2 protein-coding genes are annotated in these 2,622 nt (G+C 41.4%); one reads left to right on the forward strand and one right to left on the reverse strand.

The window, feature by feature from the left end; genetic code table 11:
- Nucleotides 1-1,947 (forward strand): penicillin-binding protein 1A (locus tag HRT50_RS18555; RefSeq protein WP_291617271.1); only part of this gene is annotated, 1,947 nt, incomplete at its 5' end.
- 170 nt (nt 1,948-2,117) lie between these two features.
- Here HRT50_RS18555 and argA read toward each other — a convergent pair.
- Nucleotides 2,118-2,622: amino-acid N-acetyltransferase (gene argA / locus HRT50_RS18560; RefSeq protein ID WP_291617273.1), on the reverse strand; the 505-nt coding region annotated here is incomplete at its 5' end.

A 2,622-nucleotide genomic window follows, 5' to 3' on the forward strand; every position in this document is an offset into this window, starting at 1 on the left:
GCACCGTCAACATTAAATCCTATACGTTCGCCCAAACGAGCTATAGCCCGTCGCGCTGTAGTCCTCCATCGTATGCTAGTTAGTGGTTATATCACTAAGCAAGAATACCAAAGCGCTAAAGCAGCCCCAATTACCGGAAAAAGGCACGGCGCGGAAATAGAGCTAAATGCCCCTTATATTGCTGAAATGGCTCACCAAGAAGTGCTTAAACGTTATGGCAAAGAAAAAGCTTATACCGAAGGTTACAAAGTATTCACTACGGTTACCGCTAAACTTCAAACTGCAGCTCAACAAGCATTGGTGAATAATCTATTAAACTATGACCAGCGCCATGGATTCCGAGGTCCTTTGGTCTCTCTAAGAACCAACCAAGCGTCAAAAACCAATACACTTGCCGAACAAGAACCTTCCTTGCTAACACAGGAAGAAATTGACAGTGCCCTTACTAAAACTAACTATTACCAAATGCTTGTACCCGCGGTAGTTATCGCTGTTGAAGAAAAATCTGTATCTATCCAGTTAAGAAATAAAGAAACTGCAACCATTAAATGGCCTGGATTAGCATGGGCTCGACCGTATATTAATGACCAAAGACAAGGTAGGCCACCTAAGGTAGCAAGTGATATCCTCCACTATGGTGATGTTATTTTAGTGAGTAAAATGCCCGACAGTAATTATCGTCTAGGACAACTGCCGACAGCAAGTGCCGCGATAGTGTCACTCTCTCCAGATGATGGTGCTATTAAAGCTGCCGTTGGCGGCTTTAGCTTCACTCAAAGTCAATTTAACCGAGTTACTCAAGCTAAACGTCAAGTAGGCTCCAATATTAAACCTTTCATCTATTCTGCGGCCCTTGAGCATGGTTTCACACTGGCTTCATTGGTAAATGATGCGCCGATAAATCAATGGGATAGAAGCTCAGGCGTAGTTTGGCGTCCTAGAAATTCTCCTGAAACATACGCCGGTCCTTTACGAGTTCGTTTAGGTTTAGCCCAATCAAAAAATGTTATTGCGGTACGTTTATTACAAAGTATCGGCGTTACCAACACCATCAACCATTTAGCTGCTTTTGGCTTTAAAGCGAGTGACTTACCCCGTAGTGAAACCTTAGCACTTGGCTCTGCCTCATTAACACCATTAGAAGTTGCCACTGGTTTTGCAACTTTTGCCAATGGTGGTTTTTTGATTGAACCATATTTAATTGAACGTATCGAGAACAGTGACGGAGAAGTTATTTATCAGGCCAATCCGGCCTTAGCTTGTGACCCTTGCCTACAAACTGATGATTTGGACAAGCCTGATGAAGAAATAGACTTTATTGATAGCAGAAATACGCTGGTAGAAAATTCACCATCGGTTGCAATTAAACAGGCTACTCGTGTTATTAGCCCACAAAATGCATTTTTAATAACTCAGGCACTTAATAGTGCTATTTGGGATGCAGATTGGTCTGCAACCCCAGGTTGGCAAGGAACTGGCTGGCGTGCAAGAACATTAAAACGCCGTGATATTGCTGGTAAAACAGGTACCACCAACGATGCAAAAGATGCTTGGTTTTCCGGTTTCAGTCGGCGTTTAATCACCACCTCATGGATAGGTTTTGATGATCCTCGCCATATCTTAGGCCAAACTGTTTATAACAACAATTTAGGTAAGAACCAAACGACAGGTAAAGAATTTGGTGCTAAATCAGCACAACCTGCTTGGATAGAGTTTATGCGTATTGCCCTAGCTGACATTGAAACTGAAGCCTTTGAGCAACCCGTTGATATAGTTTCTGTCCGTATTGATAAGGCAACTGGAAAATTAACCACTAAAACCGATAGCAGCAGTCAATTTGAGTATTTCCGTCTAGGGAATGTACCTACAGACTATGCCACACAAGATAACACTAGCGAAATATTATCTGGTGGTAAGAAAAAAGAAGAGGAAGAGGAGTTGTTCTAATCCAGAAACAGCAACATTCCCCCTACTCATCTAGCGTTGTAATAACAAAAAAGCAGCTAACCTTTTAAGTTAGCTGCTTTTTATTTTCTTTACTACTTGCTTTAGCAAAGTTACAACACCAAAGCCTTTTACATCAAGACCCTAGTAGCAGCTTCTTATAACCTGATAACTTATATATCTTTGATAAAGACTTGCGAATTACGCTGAAAGTTATACATTTGTTTCTTGCCTTCAGGTAACCTTTCTAGGGATGTTTCAATAAAACCTTGTTCTCGAAACCAATGACCACTGACCGTCGTTAGTAAGAATAACGAGGTTAAACCTTGTTTTTTAGCACTCAACTCAACAGCATTAATTATTCTTTCGCCGCGATTACCTTTACGATAATCTGGATCAATTACCACACAAGCAACTTCACCCGTTTCCGCTTCGGGATAAGGATATAAGGCAGCACAAGCGATGATAACATCTTCCTTTTTAAGCACAGTAAAACAACCAATTTCCATCTCAAGCAATTCACGAGAACGCTTAACCAACACACCCTCTTCCTCAAGGGGTTGTATTAGTTCTAAAATTCCGGCCACATCATCAATAGTAGCGGTAGCGATTAACTCTTTGTGATCTTTGGCAATCAAGGTACCTGCACCATCACGGGTAAATAACTCTTGTAACAAG

The sequence above is a fragment of the Colwellia sp. genome (genome assembly GCF_013215345.1).
Taxonomy (GTDB): domain Bacteria; phylum Pseudomonadota; class Gammaproteobacteria; order Enterobacterales; family Alteromonadaceae; genus Colwellia.